Below are 24185 nucleotides of genomic sequence, written 5' to 3'. Positions count from 1 at the left end.
TCCCGCTTCGAATCGTCCCTGGATAGACTACCAACTTCTCGCTGGAGCGGAGTTGGCTCCAGTTCGGACGCGTCAGCTTGACTGCGCCGAGCGCGATCCATGTTATGAAATTGCACAATTGCATATATGAAGTCAACCTGATACATAGCCGGAGAAATCTGGAGATACTGAGATGGATATGTCAGTGGCTACTACGAATATCGGTTCCGATATCGCTTCATTCCGGTTGGACGCAGGAATCACGCAAACTCAGCTCGCGCTAAAGGCGGGAGTAGATCAAAGCCGCATTTCCCGTATCGAGAAAGGTGAACTCGGATCGGCGAGCGAGATCGACAAGGTTCTCGCTGCCCTTGTCGAGCTCGGCTCTGGCCAGGCTCTCGAATACGTGTCCTTTTTGAATCGGGAGTGGCAGTACATCGAACGACCAGATTTCTCGAATCCCCAACGGAATGCATTGGAGCTAGCCGAGGACACGCTAAACGAGATCGCCACGTTTGTGGGCGAGCAAGAGCGGCCCTGGCCGCTGAAGCGTCAGATCGAACGGCAACGTGCTGCTATCGAGGTGTCGGCAGCATACCTCGGAAAGATCACCCATCAGATTGCGTTTGTCGGGGAAGTGGGCGTCGGCAAGTCGACGGCGATCAGCTTTCTCTACGGTTTGCTTGATCCGACCACGACGGGTGGCGAGTTGAGAGAACGGGTTGTGCTGGAAACCGGTGGCGGGCACACGACCCTCTGTGAAGTGAACATTCGACGAGGTCCGGGCTACGGCATAGTAGTTCAACCTCAGTCAGATGAGGAAATCCGAAATTTCGTCGGCGAATTTTGCGCCGCGACTTGGATGCGCAGGCCAGGCACGGACGTGGACAAAAACGACAGTGTAAACGTCAGCGAAGAGATGCAGCGGGCTTTGCGCAATATGGCTGGTCTCGCCCCTAAACGCGAACGCGATGCAGAGGGTCGGATCATCTCTCGAAATCAGGTGGCAGAACTGGCAGGTCAATGCGAAACAGAGGAGGAATTCAGAGCTCGCGTGATCGAGCGCATGAAGCTGGAACTCCGCACGCGGCGCGAAATCTGGATTGAGGATGGCGGTGTTAAGAGCGCTATGCAGCAAATGCGCAAGCTCTTTACCGAGATCAATAATGGGCGTTTGGCGGACGTTCCGCTGCCTGCCTCGATTGATTTGTTGATTCCTGGTTTTGGTTCGGAGCTTCCAGGTGTATCTTTTGCCGCAATCGATACGAAGGGGATGGACGAGATCGCGGTTCGAGGCGATCTGGATGCACGCCTGAAGGATTCCCGCACTCACGTTGTGCTGTGCTCGACGTTCAATCAAGCGCCGAGCACATCTGTTCAGCTCCTGCTCGACCATCTGCGCAACGCACATGGGATGCGCGTGGATCAAGGTAAAGTCTGCGTCCTAGCGCTTCCGCGTGATGGCGAAGCAATGGCAGTTAAAGACGACACTGGCGAGCCGCCCATCGACGACGAGGACGGTTATTCCCTCAAGCGAGATCAGATCCTCCGTACGCTTGCCATTGGTGATGGAGCATTGAATGGCGTTCCAATCCTGTTTTTCAATGCAAAAAAGGACGATCCTTCCAAACTGCGGACCCAGCTTATCGATCAAGTGGTGCGTCTTCGTAAGGGTGTCGAGCAGAGGCTGTTTGATGAATGTGCTGCGGCGGACGAAGTGATACGGAATCATGAGACGCAAGCATTCACGGCAGCGGTGCAGGCCGTCGCCGATCGCCTAAGTCACTTTCTGAGCGCTCACAACGTGTTGCCTCCACGCGTGAGGCAGCCGTCCCAGGAGTTGATCGATGCAATGGGTGCAATCCGTTATGCATCGACCGTTTGGGCGATGACGCGCCGCAACGGGGAATATTCGAATTTCAGCGTCAGCCATCAAGTCGGTGCAGGTGGGGCAAAAGACGCATTGCTTCGTTGCAAAACATGGTTTGAGAGGCTTCAGGGAGTTCTGGATACCCTGAAGCAAGACCCTGATCTTGTTCTCGCGCAGAAAACGATTCAACAAGTCGAAACGAGTGCTGCCGGCTGGCGTCGTGCTTTCGCCGAGGCAGCGCGGACGGCTGCGGTCGAAGTCTACAGGGGACCCTTGGAAGCAGATGCCGCGCTCTGGTCAAAATGCGTGTCTCAGTGGGGTGCTGGCCCAGGATTTAAAGGTCGTGTGGAGCGGCTAATACGAGATTGGTTTGAAAAACGAACGGAGCTGAATCAGAAATTGGAAGGCATCATTGCATCGCTATGGGAAAGCTCGGTCATTCAACCGCTCGAACGCTTGTCGGATGAGAGCGCTGGCGACCTTCCAGAGGATTCGCTCGCGATCAATGTTGTTCCGTTCGCGCGTCCGGTGTCCGCATGAATATCAATCAATTCATCTGGAGCATTGCCGATGACGTGCTCCACCACGTTTACGACCGAACCAAATACCGCGATATCATCTTGCCCATGACAGTCATCCGACGGCTTGATGCTGTCCTGGAGCCTACACGAGCGGCGGTTTTGGCGAGGAAGGCCGAACTGGACGTGGCAGGAGTGCCCGAGGCGGCACAGGGACCTGCGCTCGATCGGGCGGCAGGCCAAGCTTTCCATAACCGGTCTCCGTTCTCCCTCAGGCAGCTTCTTGCAAGGCCTAATCCTGCCACGCAGAAGGCCGATTTCGAGGAATATCTGGACGGGTTCTCGGAGAACGTGCGGGAGGTGATCGCGCGCTTCAAGTTCCGCGAGGAACTTGGTCGTCTGGCTGAACACAATCGCCTGCATGCGCTCATTGAAAAGTTCTGTGATGAACGGATCAATCTTGCTCCGACGCCGGTGCGAGATGATCAGGGTCGAATTCGGCTTCCGGCACTCGACAATCATACGATGGGCACGATCTTCGAGGAACTGCTGCGGAAGTTCAACGAAGACTACAATCAGGGTGCTGGTGAGCAATTCACGCCTCGCGACATTGTCGAGCTGATGGCGGAGTTGGTCTTCCGTCCGATCAAGGATCGGATCGGCGACGGAACATACCTGTTGTACGACGACGCTTGTGGAACCGGCGGCATGTTGACCGTCGGCGAAGCCAAGCTGCGAGACCTTGCTCGCAAGGAGGGAAAGAAGACCGAGATTCACCTCTATGGCCAGGAACTCAATCCAGAGACCTACGCGATCTGCAAGGCCGATCTGCTCCTGAAAGGCGAAGGAGACGAGGCGCGGAACATCGCCTTCGGCTCTACCTTGACGGCAGACGCTCACGGTCGAAATGGGCTGAAGTTCGACTTCATGATGGCCAATCCGCCGTTCGGAACAACATGGAAGGTCGATCTTGCGGCTATGGGTGGAAAAGCGGCAGCGAACGACCCGCGCTTCGTGGTCAAGCATGATGGCGTCGCAGGCGATGACAAGCGGCTCCGCCTTTTTCCACGCGTGTCCGATGGACAGCTCCTCTTTTTGGTCAACAAGCTGTCGAAGATGAAGGATACGCCCTTGGGGTCGCGTATTGCTGACGTTCACAATGGTTCAGCGCTGTTCACGGGCGAAGCCGGCTCCGGCGAGAGCAATGTTCGGCGCTGGATCATCGAGAATGACTGGCTGGAGGCAATCGTCGCACTGCCGCTCAGCATCTTCTACAATACGGGCATCGCAACCTACGTTTGGGTGCTGACCAATCGGAAGGCAGAGGCCCGGAAGGGCAAGGTCCAGTTGATCGATGCGACCAAGCTCTTCCAGCCGTTGTCACGAAACCTGGGCAAGCGCAATTGCGAGATGACCTCCACGCAAGTTGAAACTGTGGTGAGCGCTCACGCTGCGATGAAGCCGAGCGATATTTCGGTCGTCCTGCCAAACGAGTCCTTCGGCTACTGGAAGATCGTGGTCGAGCGTCCGTTGCGGCTTGCATCGCGCTTCACCCGCGAAGGGATCGAGGCCCTTCGTTTCCAAAGTGGGCACCGGCCATTCCGTGAAGCCTTGCACGCCGAGTTCGGCGATGCTCTGTTTGATGATTTCGCGTCGGTGGCCGAGCGGTTGAGACTGCATCTCGATCCGCCCGAACCCGAAGCCGACGAGGTCGAAGAAGATCAGGATCAGGATGAGTCCGCCGAGGCTGTCGAAACGACGCCGCGCGTGCCGAAGAAGACGGTGAAGAAGCTGCTCGATCCGTCGACCTGGGCGCGGGACCGGCGGCTCCACCAAGCGGCCGAGGCTTTGATGAAGGCGGTCGGCGAGGACGACTACGATGACTATGGCGTGTTCGAGGCCAAGGTGCTCGAGGCAGCCAAAGCGCGCACGCCTGCACTGAAGCCCGCGGAGACGCGGCTGATTGCGCGGGCGATGAGCTGGCGTTCCCCCGTGGCCAAGCCGATCGTCAAGACCACGCACAGGCTGTCCGCCAAGCCCGCGGATCCACTTGGCGGCCTGTTTGCGGTCATGCATAAAGGCAAGGCGGCAGTCGTTGCCTATGAGCCGGACAAGAACCTGTCGGATACCGAGATCGTCGCCTTCGACGAACCCGGCGGCATCGAGGCGTTCTTCAAGCGTGAGGTAGCACCCCATGCGAAGGACGCCTGGATCGACCGGGGCGCGACGAAGATCGGCTACGAGATTTCCTTCGCCCGCCACTTCTACAAGCCGAAGCCGCCCCGACCACTGGCGGAAATCAAGGAAGAGATCGACGCACTGGAACGCCAGACTCAGGAACTGCTCGATGCTGTGCTGGTCGAGGTCGACGCGTGAGGGGTAGATTGAAACCTTATCCCGAATACCGGGACAGCGGCGTCGATTGGCTCGGTCGTGTCCCTGCGCATTGGGGTGTGGTCCGGAACGGCCGGCTCTTCGTCGAGCGGAACGAAACTGGCTTCCCCGACCTACCAATCCTTGAGGTTTCGTTGCGTACGGGCGTGCGAGTCCGGGATATGGAGGGGGGGCGCAAGCAGCAGATGGCAGACCGCGCGAAATACAAGCGGGCGGTCCATGGCGACATTGCCTATAATATCATGCGCATGTGGCAGGGCGCGGTGGGCGTTGCACCTTGCGACGGGCTTATCAGTCCTGCTTATGTGGTCGCCCGCCCGCAGGACGGCGTCGATCCACGATTCTACGCCTATTTGTTTCGCACGGTCGCCTATATGCGTGAGGTGGATTTCGCTTCGCGAGGCATCGTCCCGGATCGCAACCGCCTCTACTGGCAGTATTTTAAGCCGCTGCTTTCTCCGGCTCCCCCGCCCGACGAACAGCGTCGGATCGCTGATTTCCTCGATGCCTACACGACCCAGGTGCAACACCTTGTCGCCGCCAAGCGCCGAACAGTGGCTATCCTCGATGAACAGCGTGCTCAAATCATCGAATCGGTGCTGACTAAGCATGATGTCAGCACCGCAACCGAGATGATGCTCAAACGGGCATTGCACGGCATCGTTGGAGGGTCGACACCGTCTCCTAATACCGAGTTTTGGGATGGTGACATCATCTGGGCTACTCCCCCCGATATCAGCGCGTCCTCCCGACTTTCTAACTCACGCCGCAAGCTGACCGAGGCGGGGCTGCGCAATTGTGCAGCCTCGATCGTTCCGGCAGGCTCGGTCATCCTCACATCGCGCGCGCCGGTCGGCAACATCGCTATCGCCGACGTTGCCCTTGCCACCAACCAAGGATGCAAGGCGCTGGTGCCGGATCGTTCCAAGATCTCGACAGAGTTTTTGGCACTCGCGGTTGGTCGTTTGGTCCCTGAAATGAAAGTTCTCGCGACTGGAACCACTTTTCAGGAAATATCTGGATCTCGATTGGGGGGTATGAAAATTCGAGTGCCCGATCCCAAAACCCAGAAGTCGATATTGGATGCAGTTCACGAGGAAACTAAACCTCTTGACGTTGCCAAAGATCGTATCGATTCCGAAATTAAGCTTATACTAGAGTATCGGGACTCCCTGATCGCTGCGATCGTGGTGGGGAAAGTCGACGTGCGGGATTCGCAGGCCGCTGTCGGAAGAAATAACAGGGCGGCCGATGTTCCCCTCGACGAGGAAGGCATGGAGGACGAGCTTGAGTCGATCGACTGACATCAGCGAAGACGGGCTGGAATCCTTGATCGTTGGCGCGTTGACTGGCGCATCATCAACGGACGAATCCCCCGTGGGCGCCGTCGCGGAAGAGAGCAGCCCGTACATTGGACCCAACGATTATGTCGAGGGACATCGCGACGACTTCGATCGGGTCCACGCGCTCGATATCACCCAACTCGCAGCCTTCATCCACGCAACCCAGCCGGATCTTGTCGGTCCGCTATCGATCGATTCGGACACGCCCGTGCGGCGCTCATTCCTGGCGCGTGTGCGCGGCGAGATCACCGCGCGCGGCGTTATCGATGTGCTGCGTTCCGGAGTGCGCCACGGCCCTCACGAGGTGCGGCTTTACTATCCGTTGCCGTCGCCTGGAAACGTTACGGCGGGAATGCGCTTCGCCGACAATCGTTTCTCGGTCACCCGCCAGCTCGGCTATTCACTCGATACAGCGCGACGCGCCCTTGACCTCGGCCTGTTCATCAACGGCGTACCGTTGGCAACGTTCGAGCTGAAGAACAGCCTGACCGGGCAGACAGCCGCTCATGCAGAGGCGCAGTACAAAACCGACCGCGACCCGAGGGAGTTGATTTTCCGCCCCGGCCGCTGTGCCGTTCACTTTGCGGTAGACGATCGCGAGGCGCGGATGTGTAGTCAGCTCGCCGGGCAGAAGAGCTGGTTCCTGCCGTTCAATCGCGGCTGGAACGATGGCGCGGGCAACCCGCCCAATCCGGACGGCATCAAGACCGATTATCTGTGGCGCGCGGTACTCGCAAAGCGCAGCCTCGCCGACATAATCGAGAACTTCGCAGGCATCGTCGAAGAGCGGGACGCACGCGGCAGGATCACCGCGCGCAAGCCGATCTTCCCGCGGTATCATCAGCTCGATGTGGTGCGGGCGCTGTGCGCCGACGCGACTGACCGGGGAGCGGGAAAGCGCTACCTGATCCAGCATTCGGCAGGATCGGGCAAGTCAAATTCGATTGCCTGGACTGTGCACAAGCTCGTGGGACTGGAGCGCGAAGGCACACCGGTGTTTGATACCGTGATCGTGGTGACCGATCGTCAGGTGCTGGACAAAAACCTCAAGGATACCATCGGCGGCTTCGCGCAAACTGCGCGTCTAATGGGCCATGCCCAGCGGTCCGGCGATCTGCGGGCCTTTATCGAGAGCGGGAAGAAGATTGTCGTCACGACAGTCCAGAAGTTTCCCTTCATTCTAGATGACATCGGCGGCACGCACCGCAGCAGGCGCTTCGCCATTGTCATCGACGAAGCGCATTCCAGCCAGGGCGGTCGCGCGGCAGGCGCGCTCAACAACGCGTTAGGCGCGAGCGCGGAAGACGATGCGATGACGACCGAGGATCGAATCCTAGCGATCATCGAAGGTAGGCGGATGCTGGACAACGCCAGCTACTTCGCCTTCACTGCGACGCCGAAGAACAAAACCCTCGAATTGTTTGGCGAGCGCTATGAGGAAGAAGGAGTGGTCAAGCACCGGCCCTTCCACCTCTACTCGATGAAGCAGGCGATCGAGGAAGGATTCATTCTCGACGTGCTCGCCCATTACACGCCAGTCTCAAGCTACTATCGGCTAGCAAAGACGGCGGCGGACGATCCAGAAGTCGACGTCTCGCGCACCTTGAAGTCCCTGCGGCACTACGTCGAAGGGCACGACCATGCCATCGCCACCAAGGCTGGGATCGTCGTCGATCACTTCCTCGACCAGGTAATCGCCCGGCGGAAGGTCGGCGGCGAAGCGCGCGCCATTATGGCGGCGGACGGCATCGAGCGCGCGATTGATTATTGGCGGGCGATCAACGCGGCTCTCGTTAAGAGGGGTTCGCCATACAAAGCCATCATCGCGTTTTCGGGTACGGTCGACGATGCGGGTGAGCAACGTTCGGAGGCATCGTTCAACGGATTTCCAAGCAGTGAGTTGGAGGAGAGGTTCGACGCTGATCCTTATCGTTTCCTCGTGGTGGCCGACAAATATTTGACCGGCTTCGATCAGCCGAAGCTGTTTGCCATGTACATCGACAAGACGCTCGCGGGAGTGAAAGCGGTGCAGGCGCTGTCCCGTCTAAACCGGGCTCGGCCGGGAAAGACCGAACCGTTCGTGCTGGATTTCCGCAACGATCCGGCCGTCATCGAGGCTGCCTTCTCGGATTTCTATAGGACTACGATCCTGTCCGGAGAGACTGACGCCAACAAGCTCCACGATCTCAAGCGGGGGCTCGACGGCGCCGCCATCTACACAGATGAGGATGTCGGAACCATCGTATCGCTATTCCTGGAGGCTGCGGCGCGCGACCGACTCGACCCAATTCTGGATGCATGCTCGGCGAAGTATGAGCAGCTAGCGGAAGACGATCAGATCGCCTTCAAGGGCGCGGCCAAGGCGTTCGTTCGGACCTACGCATTCCTCGGCGCGATCTTGAGATACGCGGTGCCCGAATGGGAGAAATTATCGACGTTTCTAACCCTACTCATCCCGAAGCTGCCCAGTCCCGCAGGCGACGAAACACCTATCGATGTGCTCGAGACAATCGACATGGACAGCTATCGCGTTGAGGTCGAGGCAGCGATGGAGATCGCGTTGACCGATGCTGACGCTGTGATTGATCCAGTCCCCATGGGTGCCTCGGGTGGTCGCCCCGAGCCGGAAATAGACCAGCTCAGCAGCGTGATCCGTGACTTCAATGAGCGTTTTGGAGCGACGGAGTTTCGCGATCAGGATCGAGTCACGCGCTTCCTGTTTGAGGAACTGCCAGAAAAAATCGGCTCAAATGACCGGGTGCAGAACGCGTTACGAAACAGCGATCCTCAAAACGCCCGGATCGAACATGATCGGGCGGTTGACGACGAACTGCTCGGTAGCCTGGCTGATCACACAGATCTTTATGCTCTCTACAACACCGACAAGGCCTTCAAAGCCTGGATCCAAGACCGTCTCTTCGAAGCCACAAAGCGCGCGCCGAGGCAGCCTGGTGCGTGAGAGACCTGGTGCGGTTCTGATGTGAGATGACGGCATTTCAATACTGCTGAAAGCTTGTATGTTTTGGGATGGGGCTCGTGACCCAGCACTAGTGGGCACGGGAAGGATGGGGGACTTCATGAATATCGCATCAGGCATCGACGCCGCCGGCAGCGCCGTCGGGCAAATCGCCTACTTCACTACAAAGGAATTCGACAAGTCGCTCAGCAGGGCCTTCCTGGGAGGCGGCCAACTGCAAAAAAAGACGATCAAGGTCAAGGCCATCCTCGGCAGCCTGCGCGACCCAAATCCGTTCGTCGGGATTTCGGTCACCAATCATGGCGAAAATCGTATCCAGAACGCTGTGAAATATGATCTCGGTGACGGTTGGCGTCTGATTACTCAGCAGACCGACAAGACATGTCTTTTCCTGTTTGTTGGCGATCATGAGGACGCCGACAAATGGTTGGACAGGCAGAAGGGCATGAAGCCCGCTGTAAGGGAACTGAAGGCTGTTCTTGTTCCCGGTTCCGGCCAGCAGGTCGTTCATGCAAACGACTTCCGAGCGGACCACCACGACATGCCCGTCGTCGAGCGTCTCGACCCCGAGTCGACGGACCACGTACTGGACGGCCTTCCGCGCAGTGTCGCAAGGAAGCTGGAGGCGCTGGATGCCCGTTCGACCACCAGCGATCTTGAAACCTTGGTCACCGAGATTCCCAATACGCAGAAGGCCGAACTCGTCCACTCTGTTTTCAATCTTCTCCTCTCGGGTAACTACGAAGGCGCACAGGCTCATGTCGACTTGAGCATGGGCCGTATCGGACTCCTTGAGGACGTCAATGAAGCCGAGATGCTCGAGGTGGCCGACGGTGAGGATATCCGCCGCCTCCGCATTGGGTCGCCCGAATACGAGGCTTGGCTCGCGTCATTCGAGAAGCGTTCCAGCTGGTATGAATGGTTTCTGTATCTTCATCCCGAGCAGGAAAAGGTAGTGAAGGCCGATTATTCGGGCGCTTCCCAACTCTCAGGAGTTTCAGGGTCGGGCAAGACGTGCGTCGCCGTTCGCCGCGCACTCCGCTTGGCGGAAGCGCCGGATTCGAGAGTGTTGCTTCTCACACTGAACCGCAGCCTCGCCGGTCTTCTCGGTCAGCTTGTTGATGCGGCTTGCACCAAGGACGCCGTTCGAGGTCGCATCGAGGTCACGTCGTTCTTCGAACTCGCCCAGCAGCTCCTCCATAGGTTAGAACCGCACAATGATCGTTATTATGTAGACGTGACCTGGAAGTCCGATGAGCATGTCGACCTGGTGTTCCGGGAGTATTATCGTCAGTGGCTGAATAACGACTCCGCGAAAGTGCTGCTGCCCTTGCAGAAATCAATGACGGCACGCGGTGTTAATGGTGAAGCGTATCTCCGGGAAGAGTTTGACTGGATTCGCAGCGCTGTGACGCCCGATGCGCGCACTTCCTATCTCAGTCTTGAGCGTAAGGGACGAAAGTTCCCGATCGCCGCCGATCGCCGGTCAGATATCCTTAGGGGGCTGGACGGCTGGGAGCAGAAAATGCGCGATGTGGGCGTCGTCGACTATCTAGGCCTGACCTCGGCGCTGACGAGGCATCTGGACGACATCCAATCGCAGTATACGAACATCCTTGTCGATGAGGCACAGGATTTCGGCACCACCGAGATACGGGTCATTCGAAAGCTAGTCAAAGCCGGATCGAACGACATTTTTCTCTGCGGTGATATCGCTCAGACCATCCTCCCGAAGCATCGGTCGCTGCCTGAGGCAGGCCTCTTCGGTGTGACACGCGAGCGCATTCAAAAAAACTATAGAAACAGCCGGGAGATATTGAAGGCTGCCTATGAGGTCTTAAGCAATAACTTAAATGATGAAATGTTCGACAGCGACGATCTGGAAATTCTCGATCCCCAGTTCGCGAATTTCAGTGGTTCCGTTCCAATGGCACTTGCCGCGGGTACGCTGGAAGAAGAAATTGCCTACGCGCGCGCCTATGCAGCCACTGCCCTGCAGAACGATGCTAAAACCGTTTGCGTGGCCTTTGCGGGCTTTTCGGGGTTGGACGTGAATGGCTTCGCTAAGAAGTGCGGTGTCACCGCTCTCGACGGTGCATATGATCCCAGTTCTGACCGTCTCGTTTTCTGCGATCTAGAACAGACGAAAGGTTATGAGTTCGACACGCTGATCATTCTCAATTGCAGAAACGGCGTGCTACCGCCGCGCGACGCTCCGGTGGAAGAGGCATATCGGGCGTCCTGCAAGCTCTATGTTGCCATGACGCGCGCCAAGCGCGAACTAATCCTGTCGTTCAACGGTGAGGCCAGTCCCTGGATTGTGGAGGTGACGGATACGATCGGAACAGCCCTCTGGAGCGAATTCGAAATTTTGAATCCGGCACTTGTTCAGGGCATCCCTGAACTCCTTCCTGAATTTGAGCCGGACAGGGACATTAGTGATGTTGGCAAGCTGACGGGCCTCCAGTTCCTCTACACGGCGCATGGGTTGGGATTGTCCTTAGAAGCGCAAGACAAACTCATTGAATTGGTCGATGGCCGCGGCCTGCGAGCGGCAGGTAGCTTGCGACGCCGCAAATGGCAAAACATGCGTTCATTGATCACCGACCTAAATGAAAGTCGGCGTCATGATTTGCAGTTTGGCCCGAATGTGGCAGCCGAACTGCGACAACTCGGAAACCTCTTTCCCTAGGAAATAAGGCTCCGGGCTTTCCGCTTGCAAGTCGCGCCAGCCATATTGCGACGCTGCGTTAACTATGTCTGAGATCTTCGTTTGAGATCCGCCGCGGATCCCGATCGATTGCGCGTGCTTCGCTTGCGGAGCAACAGCAAGCGGCCTCCGCTGGTGTTGGAAGCACCAACGAAGGCCTGACCCGCAACCTAGTAAGAGGTCTTGGGCTATGAGAAGTGATAGATGGCATTTCCGCCGTCCGGAAGGGGACCAGCGGGGTTCGACGGTGCGGCAGTCGGGTTATCGACGACATTTGGGACAATCGACAGGATCGCTGCCGCCTGGATCTTTTGACAACGACATGGACAGGCTGGTCGATGAAGCGATGAAGGCCGCGCTCGCAGGAGAGGTCCGGGGCGACATCACCTTCGGCGAGTATGCGTCGCTCTTCAGCTTCTTCCGTTCGGCGGTGATGCAGGAAGGCCGGCTGCTGGAACTTGCCATCGGCCAGGCCGTCCAGAAGAACCCCAACCTCAAACTGCTGCCGACAACGGCGATGCCGATCGTGCCCGCCGCGCAGGAGATGCTGAAGAGGACACCTTCCGACGAGATCAAGGGGGTCCGCTTTCCGTCTCGGGTACATTCGACCGAGACCTACAAGCCTGATCTCTTCGTGGTGAACAGAACAACATACAGCGGGCTAATTCTAGACATCAAACGGAGCCTCGGCTCCTACCGTCCTCAGGAAGTGGACCGGCTGCGATTCAGGATGTTGGCGGTGGCGGCGATCGCGCCGGAATGGGTGGCTGAACACCGGGGGCCACTCCTGGTGAAGATTGAGACCGCGATCGTCGACGGAGCCGACCAGGTGTCTGATCCCGAACGGGGCGTCTTCCGGCTTTCAGAGATCGACCGCCTTCTCGAATCCGAGGGCGCTGCGGCCTTCATTAGGCAGGTCCGGGAAGCATTCTCCGGTCGGGTCCAGGATGAGCTTGCGCGGCGGTGCCGGACGCTGGCAGGCGACCCCGTCGAACCTGACAAGCTCCTCGACGGAGCGAATCCCGCGGGCGACCATCCGCCAGTTGGGCACGAGCAGGCCTCTGTCGTTCCGTTGCAGGCGTCCGTGACGCAACAGCCCCGCTTCGGATACGCCCGAAGGCCGGGCCTGCACTGACGCCACAGGCGATTCCCGCTCTCCATTGTCGAAATCACCGGCCGCAGCGTGCTGCGGAACGGGAGGAGTATGTCCCCATGAGAAAGCCAGTCCCCTGGAAGGAGCCTACGCGGCTCACCGTCGAGACGCCCAGTACCCGGAAACAGAAGCACCCGAAGCCTGCAGGCCTGGGCAACGGCATCCGAGCCCCAAGGTCGAAACCTCGGAGGGCACCCGTCTCGGCAACTCGCAACGTGACGCCGACCGTCAGACCAAGGAAAGCGACCGCCTCGCTTCCGCTTCTGATGCTTCTCGGGCACAGCGAATCCTGCGCCGAGTTCAGGCGCGCCGGCCGCATCACGGCTTGCGACTGCAGGATTAAGCCCATGGAGGATCCCGCGGTGACGGTGGGTCTCGTCATCCACTATGCGCGGATCAGCCTCGCCCAGCGGGTTCCCATTCCATCCGTCATCATCGAACTGCTGACCCGACGCGTCGAGGAAGGTGATCCAGCCTGCATCATGGTCGCCGAGTGGTGCGACGCGTCTGGGCTCCTCAACCTGAAACCTTTGAAACGCTCGAAGCGGAGGCCTGGGTGATGGATACCCGTCTTGCAAATCATCTCCTTTGGCGTCTCCGCCACCGCGCGGAGGCTGACGCCATCGACCATGCCGTGGAGCGTGGAATCCTTGTCGAAGAACGGCGGACCGCTGAAGGGCGGAAGGTGTGTATCTTCGCGCCAGGGCCAGCTGTCGCCGGCAAATCGGAGGCCGAGATCCTGCGCCTGGTTCGCAGTGCCGGTTCCAGATCGGGCAGTGCGGCGGAAGTCGACGAGTACGGCATTGCGATGGAGGCTTCGCAGAGTTCTGCCGGTCGCGGCGCCAAAGGACTCCGGAAGGGCAGCGGTACGGCGCGATCTTTTGCTCACCGTCTTCCGGATACGGCAAGCCTGCTCAGCGCCGTGCGCCGGTCGGCCGAGCCTCTGCGCGCGATAGACGTCGCCACCATGCTGCTCGTCGCCCAGTCAATCACCATGAGCGCGACATCGCTCGGCGAAGTCCTGGGGCTGCTCCGTATCCCAAGCCCCATCATGACAATCACCGGGCGGGTCGCAGGATTCGAAGAGGCATTCCTCGACCTGCTCGGGCGGGGTCTGATCCTTCCCGGCAAGGTCGCGGCGTGCAAGGGCTATGATCTCACGCGGGAAGGGTACGGACTTCGCTTCTCCCATGTCCCCGAGGATCCCCGGTGGCGGGTGATCACCTTCCAGGGCCAAGATTTCGAGGCAGATGCTGAGCAGAAGACAGACCGGCGCATCGCGGTCGCCGCCCGGAGCGTCTATCCGATCCTTGGCGTCACCGAGAGCGAGGATCGACTTCCGGAGCTCCTCCAGCGGGTCGCCCGGATCAATTTAACCTGCGGTCCGATGGACATGGACATCATCCGCAAGACCATGCGCGCGGTTCTTGGTGACTTGCCGGAAGGCGGCATTGCCCACGCCCATGCCTCCGTGCTGACGCTCTCCGATCTGGCGCTCGCGATCCGGCCGGGAACGCCCGTGGCGCGCGCCCTTAACCTTCTGGATGACCTTGCCCGCATGCGGCTCGCATCGGTCATCGAGGAGGAGAGCCGCAGCGGCGCTGCGGACAAGGACTCTGGCCGAAAATCGTCCGGCAGCACGACGGCCTCCAAATCCGGGCGCGGCAGTCCCGGTTCAGGCAGCGAGATCATCAAGCCGACAAAGCCGACCGGGACCGACAAGGATCGCTTCATTGCGCGCGTCGAAACGCTGTCAGGTTACGGCGAGGCGAAGGAATGGGCGCTCGGCCTCAATGAGGATCTGGCGCTGTGGCGCGCCGGCAAGCTCGCCTGGGAGGACATGAGCGTGAAATTGTTGCTCAGCGGCCCGCCGGGCACGGGCAAGACCACCTTCGCCAGGGCCCTCTGCAATTCGCTGGAAATTCCGCTGATTGTCAGTTCCGTCGCGACGTGGCTGGAACCCGGTTATGTGGGCGACGTTTTGAAACGCATATCTGCGACCTTCGCGGAAGCCGAGGCACACAGGCCGGCGATCCTCTTTATCGATGAGATCGATGGCATCGGCAAACGGGGGGCAGGACGTGACTGGGACACTTACTGGAACAGCATCGTCAATCGCCTGCTTGAACTGCTGGATGGGGCCTCGAAAACTGTCGGAGTCATCGTCGTCGGCGCGACCAACAATCCTGGAATGATCGACCCCGCGCTGCTGCGGTCCGGGAGGCTAGAGAAGCACATCATTGTCCCAAAACCCGACACGACGGCGCTGGCAGGAATCCTACGGCATCATTTGAAAGATGATCTCGCCTCCGTCGCCGCCAGTGCTCCCGCGCGGCCGTCGGGCACGGATCGCGAGCCGAAATCCGAGGCAGTGGACCAAGCCCATCCCGAAACATCGTCGATGTCCGACACTACAGACGAAGGAGCACGTCGATGCTGACGTTCACACCTGGCAGCCAGATTCAGAGCTGGGCATTCGAGGTTGAATTTGGCCGCCTGTCCGCTCTTGTGTCCGACATGGAGCAGGTGGGCCTTGGCACCCCGGTCGAAGACCTCGTCGAACGTGCTCCACGCCTCGATAGCTGGCTTGTCGGTCGACGCTCGATCCGGTGCCTCGTCGGGCTTTCCACTGGCCATCCGAGGCTCACGGGCGATGAGCGGCCGATCATCACCTCGGACCTCTGGCTGATGTCGGCGGACGGGAAGTGGGCTCGCACCTTGTCGCGCTGGTACAAACTTGGCCGTCCGCATGGCCGCCCGTTCGGTGACTCATGAAGCGCTGGATGGCCCCGTTCTCACAGCTTCAGGGGAGGCGTACATGACTGTTGAGGAAAGCCCTGCGGGCAAGGCCGCAGCCACCGAAGTTCTCCGCGCATTAGCTATGAAGGCAACGGGGCTGACAGGAGCCGACATCGAAAGACTGGTCCGAGAGGCGCGCCACAAGGCACGTCGCGACCAGCGCCCGCTCGTGTACTCCGACCTCTTCGAAATCCTCACGTCCGGTCGTCCCGAAAGGCCACATGCACTGCGGTGGCGCATGGCCGTTCATGAATCTGGGCACGCCATTGCCTATCTCAGTCTCGGGATCGGCAAGATCACCGCGATTACCATCGACAGTCCGGCCGGCGGTTACATCGAAGCCGAGATTCCCGATCTAAACGAAGAAACAGAAGATTTGGCGGGCGCAGTGCTGGTGATGAGAATGGCCGGACGTGCAGCGGAATATGAAATTCTGGGATCTGTCACCGCAGGTTCCGGCGGTTCTTCCACCAGTGATCTGGCAACCGCAACGGCGCTGGCCACTCAAATGGAAACCGTACTCGGCTTTGCAGCCGAGATGCCCCTTTTACATCTGCCCGTGGACGACCGCCCCACGCTACTCACCTATCATCCTACGCTGGCGCAACGCATCAATGACCGACTTGAGGATGCCTATGGACGCGCGCGCGCCATGATCCGAAGCAACATCGCCGCGATCGAGTTCCTGGCTGAGGCTCTCATGAGGCATGGAACGCTGGAGGGTAGCGAGTTGCATACCGCTTTGGCGAGCGCGCGCAGCCGCATTCTTCCATTTGCTAGCGACTGACGGTCGTCACCATTCGGGTCTGACTGCGTGGCAGGGCTTGTTTGACCATGGCCGCCTTCGGGCCGGGCGGAGCGTCCTTGCGCATGGTGCGACGGGCGCAGTCGGATCGATGGTGACACAACTCGCACGAGAGGCCGGCGCCTACGTCATCGGCACCGGACGCTCTGCCGACCGTCAGAAGGCGCTCGACTTCGGCGCGAACGAGTTCGTCGATCTCGTGAACGACGCCCTGGAAGACGTCGGCGGCGTCGATCTAGATAGTGTTCGATGTCATCGGCGGCGACATCCAGAAGCGGTCCGCAGGCCTAATTCGAGCCGGAGGAACACTGGTGACCGTCGTCGGACCGCCCGACGTGCGTCCCGCCAATGGCCTGTCGGTCGACTTCGCTGTCGAGTCCGATCGTGCTCTACTGGGTAAGATCGTCCAGCGGGTGCGGGACGGACGACTGCGGACGAACATCGGCAACATCTCGACCCTCGACTATGCCGTTTCCGCCTTCAACCCGACCGAGCGACGCTCGGGGAAGACGATCATCCGCGTTCGTCCGTGAGGCCCGGGACGGCGAGCGGCTCTGCCTCATTAGATTCTGAACTGGCTTCCCATCCCGCAATACTGGACAGCGAGCTGGCTTCTTTATCTCTACCTCAATCGCAAGCGCCCCTCCGGTCAGGGGAATGCACCTGCCGACCTGCCACGCAGGCGCTTCGTGCCATCCCCTAACAAGGATTCGTTGGTGCGGGAAGACTACGGCTGCGAATTCTACACGTACGCTTTCCGTTCCCTTTTTGTGCTTACTCAGATCCTTCTCACGACCTTGTGGAGAGGGCTCTCCGGATTGGCTTTGCAAGAGATTCGGCAAGGATTCAAAAAGCCGAATAAACGAATCCTTTCAATTGGTTACGGCAAATCTCGACTTGACATTGTCGGAGCGATGGCGGTTGAATAGGGCGCTGCCCGGTGGTCCCGGGCGCGACGCTGTAACGACGGAACAAACAGGAGGGCAGAGTTGGACAAGCACACTGCGCAGGAGACGCTGGAGCGGTGGATGAGCGAGACGAGGATGCCGGAGCATACCAGCATCAAGCCCCTCATCCTCGACTTCACTCGAGGCGACTCATCATCCGAGGTCGGCTGCGCCCACCTTATCATGATGCTCGCCGGCTACCCGGTCCCCCTCCATTGGACGACCAAAGGCTTCGACAAGCATCGTAAGAGCTGGTTCGTCAGGGCGATGATGGAGCATGTGGACGACCAGTGGCCCGGTTTCACCATGAACGAGCTCGAGACCGTGTGGAGGCGGCATCCCTACCTTCGCAGGAAGGCTGAGGCTGCCCAAAAGGCCTGGAGGGAAGCTGAGGGAGGCAGAGATGACCGCTAGAGAAGATGACGGCTCGTTTGCCGGACTGGCCAGAGCCACACGGGCTATGGAGACCATCCGCTGCGCCCTCGCAGAATTGGGCGACGACCGCAGATGGCTCATACCTTGGGTGGCAGCAGGCGTTTCTGGACGCAGCATCGCTTCCGAAATCCTTGAGTTCGCCATAGGCGGAACTTCCAGCTGCTCAAGCGGAAGAGCATGCGCGCGCCTCTACCTCTCGCTACAGGGCTATCCGATTGACCTCCGGGACACCACGACTGCCTTCGACCTAACCCGACAGAGCTGGTGGCTGCGCGCCATGTTCGAGTTCAGCACGATGGAGTGGCGCGGCACGCGGGAGGGAGTGCAGGCTATCTTGCGCAAACATCCCGAGCTTCGGCAAGCGACGCCATTCTGCCAGGGAGGAAAGTGATCGCTGTCGCACAAGCTCTGATCTGGGAGCAGGCGCATGAAGGCGCGGGTCCAGTTCGTGACTTGCCAGGTCGGCGATGACAGCGACGAAAGCCTGGGTGAAGGCGGGATCAGAAAATACGAGTTCAGACTGATCAGTGAGTAGAGTTCAGCGCACGGGAGTAAGGTGTCATGCAATCGTATCCATTAATTAGCCAGCAGTCCGGCGGCGCGGGAATCGCTGAACCGAGCCCGATTGTGCGGAAGAATCCTTCCGCCCGTCGTGCCGGTGGCAATCGTGGACGGGCCTTGGATGTCACCACGGTCGATTGGACGCCGACTCTTCGAAGCCTTTCGATCCCCCGCTTTGCGCTTAGGCGCGGGGAGGCGGCTGCCTCGCTCGGAATATCTGAAGCCCTATTCGATACCTGGGTGCGAGACCGGAGAATGCCAAAGGGACGAAGGATTGGTGGGGTCGTGCTTTGGGACACCAAGCAAGTGGCCGCCGCCTGGGAGCGCCTGATCGACGATGGCGGCGGCGCCAATCCATTCGACAGAGTGGTGGCATGACTAGTAGCCGTCTCAAGTTTCTTGGCCGTGATAAGGACCGCCACGGCAACGTTCGCTATTACGTAAGGCGCCCGGGGCATTCAAAGATACGGCTTAAAGAGCAGTTTGAAGATGAGAACGGCTGCATCACAGAGGAGTTCATGGTTGCCTATCGTCTGGCGATTGGTGGAAAAGAACAAAAGAAAAAGGAATTAGTTGTAAAAACCGAAGACAGTTTTAATCGGCTTGTCGATAAGTACTACAAATCTGGAGAGTTTACGTCGTTAGATCCGTCAACTCAAAAGCATAAGAAGCGCTCACTAAATAAATTTCTAGAAACCGCAGGTAATCTTCCATACAAACGGTTTCGCCAAGAGGACGTTATAAGCAGTCGAGATAAAAGAAAAGAAACACCTGCCGAGGCAGATGGTTTTGTAAAGCATCTGAAAAGACTGTTCAACTGGGCAATCGAAAATAAACTCGCAACATCCAACCCAACTTACAAAGTCCCAAAGATTCACCAATCCACAGGTCATTATTCGTGGAAGCCAGTGGAAGTTGAGCAGTATCGCAATTGCTTCCCGTTGGGAACTAAACCCCGACTCGCGCTGGAGATTCTCATCGGACTCGGTACCCGGCGCTCGGACGCTACCTTGGTGGGACCGCAGCATGAAGATCGCGGTGTTCTACTATTCCGGGCCTACAAGAATCGAAACACGCGCCATCCTAGCGACGTGGTCGTTGTGATTCCGCCCGAACTGCGTGAAGCGCTGGATATGACACAGACGGGTGCAACTGCGTACCTCATCACCGACAGGGGCAAGCCCTACACGATCGAGTACTTTGGCGCTCAGTTCAAGAGATGGTGCGTTCAGGCAGGGTTACCGCATTGCTCGGCGCATGGTGTTCGAAAGGCGGCCGCGGCGGATCACGCCGAGGCGGGAGCCTCGGCCGACGAACTCAAAGCGATGTTCGGTTGGAACAAGTCGGAAACTGCTGAGATCTATACGAAAGCCGCTGAGAAACGGCGTCTTGCCAAGAACGCCGCTCGACGTCGTCAACAGAAGCGGGTGGATGACTAGTGTCCCACTTCTGTGAAGCGCGAGATGGTGCGGGACAAATTGGCAAGAAAATTGTTTATTTTCAATTGGTTAAAGAAGAGCTGGCGATCCCGGCAGGGCCATGCGAATCGACAGCGCTGGATCGAGGCGTTGTTGCGCTCGGGGCAGGCTTGTAAAACCTCAACCGGGGTTGAGCTCAAGCGGTTTTTTGAGGGCCGTTCGCGCGGATGCCCCTTCCGTTGGCGGGCTTCGTTGCGCGATCAATTCTCGGTGCTGCGCAGCTGGAATTGGCTGACGCCGATCGCGAGGTTCATGCCGGTCTGCGTCTGCAAGCTGAGCGGCTGCAAGGTGAAGGCCTGAGAGGAGCCGCCGACCAGCAGATTGGCGCCGGCGCCGACGGCGGCCGTCACCTCCGCGCTGGCGCCGATATAGTCGCCGGCCAGCGCACCCGGCGCATAGATGTTCTTCAGCGGCGTCAGCACGATCCACTGCATGACCGTCTGCTTCGTCGTGCCGATGTCGAGGCCGTATTTGTTGAGGGCGCCGAAATAGGCTTCCGGCGCGAAGCTTTTGTCGGCGGGGTTGAAGGTGCAGCTCAGATCCTTGCTCGAGCCGAAGATGAAGCCGGTGCCGCCGCCTATGGCGCAGTCAAGCGTACCGACTTCCATGCCTCGGTCCTGCGCCTGCACCGCTCCGGATAGCGTGGTGAACATGGCGGCAGCTATGGCTGTCTTCAGCATGATGGTTCCCCCTCCAAAATCAAACGGCGCGAAACCATCCTATCTGGTTCCGCGCCGCGGGGTGAGGGGTCATGGAGCGCACGGCTCCATGCAATCACTTGAATGAGTGGATCAGCTGGAGCGAGGTCACAGCCACGGCAAGGTTGACGCCGGTCTGCGCCTGGACGCTGAGCGGCTCCAGCATGACGGCGCTGTCCAGGCCGCCAACCAGCAGATTGGCGCCGCCGCCGGTCACCACGCTCGCCTCGGCGTTGACACCGTAGTAGCTGCCGGCGAGATCGCCTCCGTCACGATCCCGGGTCGCGGCCAGCACGGCCCAGACGAGCTGGCCCTGATGCGTCTGGCCGACATCGAGGCCGATCTTGGAGATGACGCCTGTGTAAATCTCGGACGGCCCGTGATGATGAGGCCGGAAGACACAGGACACGCCCTTGTTGGAAGCGACGATATAAGCGGTGCCGCCGTCGATGGTGCAATCGAGCGTGCCGAGTTGCAGCTTGCCGGCGCTGGCCGGAGCCACCGCGAACATCGTCGTGGCGAGGGCAGCGGCGCAGGCGAGTTTCTTGATCATGGGAGGGTCCTTTCGCAAAATACTTTCAACAACGGCTTGGGTGGGTAGACCGTTCCGCTGAAAACTTGGCGCGATCAAGGCAGGGGCCGAAAGCCTCCTGCCGGGGTTAATGCGCGGTTGCGAAGTGCGTCCTTTTCGGACACGCAAAGGATCCCGCGGCACTTGGATGTCACGCGGATTTGTATGGGAAGCCGAAACCGAGATCAGCTGACGCGGGCGAGGCCATCCTTGGCCGGCTGGTAGGTAGGGTCGAGGCGAACGGCTTCCTTATAGGATTTCGCGGCCTTCGCCTTGTCGCCGCGCCGCTCATAGATCAGCGCCTGGTTGGACCAGGCCTCGGCATTCCTGCCGTCGAGCTTGATCGCCATGTTGAAATCGGAAAAGGCGTTGTCCTCGTCGTTGGTCGCCAGATAGGAGAGGCCGCGGCCATTGTAGGGCTCGGCGGCGTCCGGCGCCAGCGAGATGGCGGTCGAGAAGTCCTCGATGGCGAATTTGTGCTGGCCCTGGCTCTGATAGATCAGGCCTCGATTGTGGTAGGCGCGCGCGTCCGTCGTATCGAGCTGGATTGCCTTCTGGAAGTCGTTGAAGGCATCCTGGGTGCGACCCGCCTTGCGGTAGAGATTGCCGCGGCCGATATAGGCGGCGTCGTAGTTGCCGTTGATCTGGATCGAACGGTTGTAGTCCGCGAGCGCTGCTTCCTGGTTGCCGAGGAAGCGCTGGATGAGCGCGCGATTCGAATAGGCCTGGAAGAAGTTCGGATTGAGCTGGATGGCTTGATTGAAATCCTTGAGCGCCGCCTGGTACTGACCGCCACGGCCATAGGCCGAGCCGCGCACATTGTAGCCTTCGGGATCCTGGGGATTGCGCTGGATGACCGCCGACAGCGAGGAAATGTTCTCACTCGACCCTTGCGCCTTGTCGATGTTGTTGAATTCACCGGTCGGGCCCGCCGTTTGGCAGCCGGCAAGCGCCAGTCCGGAGAGCAGGGCCGCTGTCAGGGCGAAACCACGCAATGCGGTCCCGCGCTCCACGCTTGTTGCGTTCATTTCTGCCCTGTCCTCACTTCAAGCCGCGTCGTTCAGGTCCGGCTCCCCCCTCCGGACCTGTCACATCAAAACAAAAAGGTGGCGGCGATTCCACATCGCGCCACCTCTGATATCCTTCGAAAAGGACGAAAAATTGGCGTTAGAACCGCGGCGGACGCGGAGCGCCACCTGCACCGCCGGCGGCGCCAGCAGCAACAGGGCGCGGCGTCATCGGCAGCAGGCCTTCGCGCTGGGCGCGCTTACGGGCCAGCTTGCGGGCGCGGCGGACGGCTTCAGCCTTTTCACGGGCGCGCTTCTCGGACGGCTTTTCGTAGTGACCGCGCATCTTCATTTCGCGGAAAATGCCTTCGCGCTGCATCTTCTTCTTGAGAGCGCGAAGCGCCTGATCAACGTTATTGTCGCGGACGAGTACCTGCACGGGCAATCCTGTCTTTCGGGTTTGATATCAACAGGCAAGCGGCCATAGCCACTAGCCTCCGCGGCGGTTTACACCACGAATTGGGGCGGCTGATAGCAGAATCATGCCGCGCTGTCCACAGCGGAAATGATTTTGCGGGGCCAGCCGCCGTCTGTTTGCCCTGGGACAAGTGTGCCACTTGCCCATGAGATAAGGAGCCGACTAGGCCGTCGCGAGGTGCAGCAGCTCGAAATCCTCGAAGAACTCGCCGTAGTCGCAGGTGATCTCCTCGCCCACGGCAATGTCGCGGGTCGCGGTGGCTCCGCCATATTGCGAAAAATCCGTATTCGGATTGCTGGAATGGTTCATGAAGCGGCCATTGTCGACTTCATAGACCATGAAACCCGGCCGGTCCGGGCTCGGATAGGCATAGCGGTCGAGCAGTTCCCTGAGATGCGGGGGTGCCGTCTCGTATTTGTCCATGGGGATCAGCCGGTCGAAATCCGGATCGAGCCGCCAGATCGAAGCGCCTTTCCCGATCGGCTCCGCGGCGAACACGCCGACGCCTTCGATCGCACTCGCAGTCACATAGGTTCTGATCAGCATCATGGTTCCAGACCCGCTTTTAGACAGGAACGGAATCGCCAAATCGCGGCGAAAAATCAAGAGCGGCCGTTTGCCTGGCGGCTATGAACATGCATCCCGCCGCTGGAATCTTCACGTCCGATTGATCGACACGCCGCCATCGGCAAACAGAGCCGCTCCGGTGGTGAAGCTCGAGGCGTCGGAGGCGAGATAGAGTGCCGAGCGGGCGATCTCCTCCGGCATCGCGATACGCTTCAAAGCATGCAGGCATTCGACGAAGGCTCGTGATTCCGGGGTCTTGAAGGTCGCCGCCGGCGTGTCTGTGCCGCCGGGCAGCAGCGCGTTGACCCGCACGCCTTTCGGGCCGTATTCGGCGGCAAGCACCTGTGTCAGTCCGATCAGGCCGGCCTTGCTCGCGGCATAACTGGTCATGCCGGGCATGCCGACTGTGTGGCCGACGAAGGTGGAGGTGAAGATCAGCGAACCACCGCCACGCTCGACCATTGCCGGCACCTGGTATTTGGCGCCGAGAAACGCGCTGGTGAGATTGGTGTCGAGCGTCTCGCGCCAGCCTTCCAGCGGCAGGTCCGAAATCGGCCCCATCCGGCCAACGGCGCCGGCATTGTTGAAGGCGATGTCGAGCCCACCGAACTTTTCGACCGCCAGATCGACAAGGGCCTTTGCATAGGCTTCGTCCCTGACATCGCCGGCAAGCGCGATGGCCGCGCCATCATTGTCTTCTATCTCGGCGACAAGCGCATCGAGCTCGGCCTGGCGGCGGGCGGCGACGATGACCTTGGCGCCTTCCTCGGCAAAGAGTTTTGCCGAGGCCCGGCCGATGCCGGAGCTGGCGCCGGTGACGATGGCGATCTTGTTGGCGAGTGCGAACATTTTTGCATCCTTTCTTCGCGCCGGCCTGACCGGCAGTTGGGATGCT

At 59.5% G+C, this 24185-nt stretch carries 19 protein-coding genes and 1 pseudogene; 14 read left to right on the top strand and 6 right to left on the bottom strand.

The window, feature by feature from the left end:
- The first annotated feature begins 172 nt into the window (after positions 1–172).
- From AC0L24_RS06915 to AC0L24_RS06850, 14 genes and pseudogenes are all read left to right on the top strand, one after another.
- Positions 173–2389 carry a helix-turn-helix domain-containing protein gene (locus AC0L24_RS06915; protein WP_473563590.1) on the top strand — a complete coding sequence of 739 codons (2217 nt, stop codon included), beginning with the start codon at positions 173–175 and terminating at the stop codon, positions 2387–2389.
- Complete coding sequence (locus AC0L24_RS06910; protein WP_473563589.1) at positions 2386–4743, top strand: type I restriction-modification system subunit M; 2358 nt, start codon at positions 2386–2388, stop codon at positions 4741–4743. The genes AC0L24_RS06915 and AC0L24_RS06910 overlap by 4 nt, the downstream gene beginning before the upstream one ends.
- Before the next feature lie 8 nt (positions 4744–4751).
- A complete protein-coding gene (locus tag AC0L24_RS06905; protein ID WP_473563588.1) occupies positions 4752–6065 on the top strand; it encodes a restriction endonuclease subunit S in 1314 nt (437 codons plus the stop codon).
- Positions 6049–9063 carry a type I restriction endonuclease subunit R gene (locus AC0L24_RS06900; RefSeq protein ID WP_473563587.1) on the top strand — a complete coding sequence of 1005 codons (3015 nt, stop codon included), beginning with the start codon at positions 6049–6051 and terminating at the stop codon, positions 9061–9063. Before AC0L24_RS06905 ends, AC0L24_RS06900 begins: the two co-directional genes overlap by 17 nt.
- Positions 9064–9181: 118 nt before the next feature.
- Positions 9182–11773, top strand: a complete 2592-nt coding sequence (locus AC0L24_RS06895) for a UvrD-helicase domain-containing protein (protein ID WP_473563586.1) — start codon at positions 9182–9184, stop codon at positions 11771–11773.
- 340 nt (positions 11774–12113) lie between these two features.
- Positions 12114–12926 (top strand): hypothetical protein, encoded by an 813-nt coding sequence (locus AC0L24_RS06890; protein WP_473563585.1) that lies wholly within the window; start codon positions 12114–12116, stop codon positions 12924–12926.
- A gap of 365 nt (positions 12927–13291) precedes the next feature.
- Complete coding sequence (locus tag AC0L24_RS06885; protein ID WP_473563584.1) at positions 13292–13504, top strand: hypothetical protein; 213 nt, start codon at positions 13292–13294, stop codon at positions 13502–13504.
- Positions 13504–15384, top strand: coding sequence for an AAA family ATPase (locus tag AC0L24_RS06880; RefSeq protein ID WP_473563583.1), 1881 nt, complete (start codon positions 13504–13506; stop codon positions 15382–15384). The genes AC0L24_RS06885 and AC0L24_RS06880 overlap by 1 nt, the downstream gene beginning before the upstream one ends.
- A complete protein-coding gene (locus AC0L24_RS06875; RefSeq protein WP_473563582.1) occupies positions 15378–15719 on the top strand; it encodes a hypothetical protein in 342 nt (113 codons plus the stop codon). The genes AC0L24_RS06880 and AC0L24_RS06875 overlap by 7 nt, the downstream gene beginning before the upstream one ends.
- A gap of 43 nt (positions 15720–15762) precedes the next feature.
- Positions 15763–16530 (top strand): ATP-dependent metallopeptidase FtsH/Yme1/Tma family protein, encoded by a 768-nt coding sequence (locus AC0L24_RS06870; protein WP_473563581.1) that lies wholly within the window; start codon positions 15763–15765, stop codon positions 16528–16530.
- A gap of 13 nt (positions 16531–16543) precedes the next feature.
- Positions 16544–17081 (top strand): annotated as a pseudogene (locus AC0L24_RS06865) (zinc-binding dehydrogenase); the annotation flags it as partial.
- A 456-nt stretch (positions 17082–17537) separates the two neighbouring features.
- The gene (locus tag AC0L24_RS06860) at positions 17538–17909 is read left to right on the top strand and encodes a hypothetical protein (RefSeq protein WP_473563580.1); all 372 of its coding nucleotides are present in this window, start codon (positions 17538–17540) and stop codon (positions 17907–17909) included.
- Positions 17910–18746: 837 nt separating this feature from the next.
- On the top strand, positions 18747–18869 hold the full coding sequence (locus AC0L24_RS06855) for a hypothetical protein (protein WP_473563579.1): 123 nt from the start codon (positions 18747–18749) through the stop codon (positions 18867–18869).
- Positions 18866–19930 (top strand): tyrosine-type recombinase/integrase, encoded by a 1065-nt coding sequence (locus tag AC0L24_RS06850; RefSeq protein ID WP_473563578.1) that lies wholly within the window; start codon positions 18866–18868, stop codon positions 19928–19930. Before AC0L24_RS06855 ends, AC0L24_RS06850 begins: the two co-directional genes overlap by 4 nt.
- 239 nt (positions 19931–20169) lie before the next feature.
- On the opposite strand, the gene AC0L24_RS06845 is transcribed toward AC0L24_RS06850, so the two are convergent.
- The 6 genes from AC0L24_RS06845 to AC0L24_RS06820 form a co-directional block, all read right to left on the bottom strand.
- Complete coding sequence (locus tag AC0L24_RS06845; protein WP_473563577.1) at positions 20170–20649, bottom strand: DUF992 domain-containing protein; 480 nt, start codon at positions 20647–20649, stop codon at positions 20170–20172.
- A gap of 94 nt (positions 20650–20743) precedes the next feature.
- Positions 20744–21220 (bottom strand): DUF992 domain-containing protein, encoded by a 477-nt coding sequence (locus tag AC0L24_RS06840; RefSeq protein ID WP_127290636.1) that lies wholly within the window; start codon positions 21218–21220, stop codon positions 20744–20746.
- A gap of 203 nt (positions 21221–21423) precedes the next feature.
- Complete coding sequence (locus tag AC0L24_RS06835; protein WP_127267752.1) at positions 21424–22266, bottom strand: tetratricopeptide repeat protein; 843 nt, start codon at positions 22264–22266, stop codon at positions 21424–21426.
- Positions 22267–22405: 139 nt separating this feature from the next.
- Complete coding sequence (gene rpsU, locus AC0L24_RS06830; protein WP_023810129.1) at positions 22406–22684, bottom strand: 30S ribosomal protein S21; 279 nt, start codon at positions 22682–22684, stop codon at positions 22406–22408.
- 201 nt (positions 22685–22885) lie between these two features.
- Positions 22886–23272 (bottom strand): SET domain-containing protein, encoded by a 387-nt coding sequence (locus AC0L24_RS06825; protein WP_127395264.1) that lies wholly within the window; start codon positions 23270–23272, stop codon positions 22886–22888.
- A 108-nt stretch (positions 23273–23380) separates the two neighbouring features.
- Entirely contained in the window at positions 23381–24139 is a 759-nt protein-coding gene (locus tag AC0L24_RS06820) for an SDR family oxidoreductase (RefSeq protein ID WP_292680893.1), read from the bottom strand.
- Between the last annotated feature and the right edge of the window lie 46 nt (positions 24140–24185).

It is taken from the genome of Mesorhizobium sp. WSM4809, from assembly GCF_055811655.1.
The sequence above is the reverse complement of the archived record's forward strand: the minus strand, read 5'-3'. Positions and strand labels throughout refer to the sequence as shown.